Here is a 2,659-nt window from a genome sequence, read left to right on the forward strand (position 1 = left end):
GCCGAGTCTGTATGCCTATGCAAACATTAAAAATCGCAACCTACAACGTTCACAAAGGCTTTTCGCAATTCAACGCACGAATGATCGTTCACGAGTTGCGCGAAAAGTTGCAGGGGATCGGCGCCGAAGTCGTTTTTTTGCAGGAAGTTCAGGGCGATCACCAGCGCCATGCGGCTCGCTACACGCACTGGCCGGTGAAGCCGCAATACGAGTTTCTGGCCGATTCGGTATGGAGCGATTTCGCCTACGGCAAGAACTCGATTTACGCTTCCGGGCATCACGGCAATGCAATTCTGAGCCGCTTCCCGATCCTGAACTGGGAGAACGAGGATATTTCAGCGCATCGCTTCGAAAGCCGCGGCCTGCTGCATTGTGAAATCCGGATTCCCGGCTGGAGCGAAAATCTGCATTGCGTGTGCGTCCACCTGGGCTTGTTTTCCCGCGGGCGCGCCAGGCAGTTGATCGCTCTCGAACGGCGCATCGAGAAAATGGTCCCGGCCGGCGCGCCGTTGGTCATCGCCGGCGACTTCAACGATTGGCGCAGACGCGCCGGAAAAATTCTTTGCGATCGTCTGATGCTGCATGAGGTTTTCGAATCTCTGGGCGGCCGTCCGGCCGCCAGTTATCCGGCGAAAAGACCCGTATTCCGGCTCGATCGCATTTACGTGCGAGGCTTTGTTGTGAAGCAGGCGGAAGTCCACTGCGGCCCGCTCTGGTCGCGGATGTCGGACCATGCCGCGCTCGCTGCGACGATCGCGCGCGTCTGAACTGGCCTTGAGGCTTCATAGCTCGCAACGCGCCGGCTTCCTGACACGGTCAGGCAGCCTTCGGCAACCTGATCCACGGTTTATTTGCAGGACCGACTCCAAAAAAAAAGAGCGCCCATGAAAACGGGGCGCCCTCTTTCTGACCTGTCCGCGAATCAATGGCGGCGGCTGAGATGGGAGCGGCCGCCTTCAACGACGCCGACCGAAACGCCGACCTTGATGGTATCGCCGGGGTCGTACGGCAGCCGCGTTCGCCCCTCGTGACCGTTGTAGCGGTAGACGACGTCATAGCCGGTTACGACTTCGCGATAAGAAGTCTTGGTCCTGCAACGCTCGACCTCACGCGTTCCGCGGGTTTCGTAAGCGCGGCCCGAACCACGCTGGCTGATTCGATCGCCGGTAATTGCCCCGACTATCGCGCCAGCGCCCGTCGCCACTTTGGCGCCGCTACCGCCGCCAATCTGACTGCCGAGCAGAGCACCGGCGACGCCGCCGATAATCGGGCCGGCAAGCGAGCGCCGTTCCTGGCGCGGCTCGTAGTAAACATCATCGACAGTTTCCAGCCAGCATTCCTTGCGCGGTTCGCTGATCCGGTCATAAATCGGCGCTGCCGAAATGACTTCGGCAGTGTCCGTAAAATCGGTCGCAGCGGCGACGCTTATGCCGCCGGCCGACATCAACAATATCCCTGAGACAAGTGGCAAACGATTCATCGTGTCGCTCCTTTTGTTGAACACAGGAGCTTTGACGCGCAGCCAGGGGGTTACGTTTACGACGTTACAATGTTTTACAACTGGCAACCGCTCGCTTACATCTGCCGCCCGCCGCGAGTTGGCGAGAGGGGGCGACGTTATGCGTCACCGGGCGCCGGAAATGGGCAGCGGTTTTTTTGGGGAGATTTATTAAACGTCTGAAGCTCAATGGGAAAAATAGCTGGCATTGCACTTGCTCTTATAGTCCATGAAGGCAATGAGTTGATCCCGCAGATTGCTCTTTGACTTCATTCTCCTCCTTTGGTATTCGGGCGCATCTTCGGATGTGCCCATTTTTTTGGCCAAAGGATTTGTCATCAACTGGTGCGGCGCCGGTCGTCCAGATAGCGTTCCCGCAAGACTGTCACTCTTATGTAACACCACTGATTACTTTTTCGGCCGTGGTTTGCGGTTCGATCGCTTGCTGCCGCCCAGCTCGTCCCACAATACGACCGTGATTTCCATGGGCGCCGGGCAATCCGCAGCGCTGCCTGAAACGGGAGTGTCACCAGCGCCGCTTTTTCCGGAACGCTTATCGGCCGAAACCTTGGCTGGCGACTTCGATTTTATTTTAGCAGGGGTGGTGGCCATTGCAGTGCCTGAAAGTATGCTAAAAGCATATTAGCAATTGCAATGCCAGAAGGCTTACCCTTTGTTTACACGGCAGATTTTAGTGCGATCGCGCATAAATCCAGGGATTTATGCTTCGATTGTGTTTCGATTGTGATACAGCGCGCGGTGAAAATTGAGGCTCTGTCGAGGAACTCTGGTCAACGCCCGGAGCCTCCGGCGATCAGACAGTGCCTGCTGATTCGGTATTTTTCCATCAGTCGGTACAGTGTCATGCGCGAGACTCCGAGCTCGAGGGCAGCCTGCGACACATTGTCGCCGGTGCTCCATAGCGCGCTCACGATAGCGTTTTTCTCAGCAGTGTCACGACACTGTTCCAGCGGAACGATATGCCGGCGGCTAAAGCGGCTATCCAGGCCGAGATCCTGCGGCGTAATCAGGCGACCATTACACGTCAAAAGCGCGCGTCTGACGCTGCTCATCATTTCGCGCACGTTGCCTGGCCAATCATGGCGCTGCATGGCGAGCACTGCTGCATCGGAAAATCCGTTGACGCCAGTATGCCGTTCC

At 57.2% G+C, this 2,659-nt stretch carries 4 protein-coding genes; 2 read left to right on the forward strand and 2 right to left on the reverse strand.

Annotated features, from left to right (window positions below):
* Positions 1 to 11: 11 nt before the first annotated feature.
* Complete coding sequence (locus H0V78_11710) at positions 12 to 767, forward strand: endonuclease/exonuclease/phosphatase family protein (GenBank protein ID MBA2352414.1); 756 nt, start codon at positions 12 to 14, stop codon at positions 765 to 767.
* Between the two features lie 155 nt (positions 768 to 922).
* Here H0V78_11710 and H0V78_11715 read toward each other — a convergent pair whose 3' ends face one another.
* Positions 923 to 1,444 (reverse strand): glycine zipper 2TM domain-containing protein, encoded by a 522-nt coding sequence (locus H0V78_11715; protein MBA2352415.1) that lies wholly within the window; start codon positions 1,442 to 1,444, stop codon positions 923 to 925.
* Positions 1,445 to 1,754: 310 nt separating this feature from the next.
* Here H0V78_11715 and H0V78_11720 point away from each other — a divergent pair, with 310 nt between their 5' ends.
* A complete protein-coding gene (locus H0V78_11720; protein MBA2352416.1) occupies positions 1,755 to 2,144 on the forward strand; it encodes a hypothetical protein in 390 nt (129 codons plus the stop codon).
* 145 nt (positions 2,145 to 2,289) lie between these two features.
* Here the strand turns inward: H0V78_11720 and H0V78_11725 are convergent.
* A partial coding sequence (locus H0V78_11725) for a helix-turn-helix domain-containing protein (protein MBA2352417.1) occupies positions 2,290 to 2,659 on the reverse strand: 370 nt, incomplete at its 5' end.

This window comes from Burkholderiales bacterium (assembly GCA_013695435.1).
Taxonomy (GTDB): Bacteria; Pseudomonadota; Gammaproteobacteria; order Burkholderiales; family JACMKV01; genus JACMKV01.

Excerpts from the sequence above, each read along its gene's own strand:
- H0V78_11710 (MBA2352414.1), top strand. The coding sequence starts at position 12 with ATGCCTATGCAAACATTAAAAATCGCAACCTACAACGTTCACAAAGGC.
- H0V78_11715 (MBA2352415.1), bottom strand. The coding sequence starts at position 1,444 with ATGTCGGCCGGCGGCATAAGCGTCGCCGCTGCGACCGATTTTACGGAC.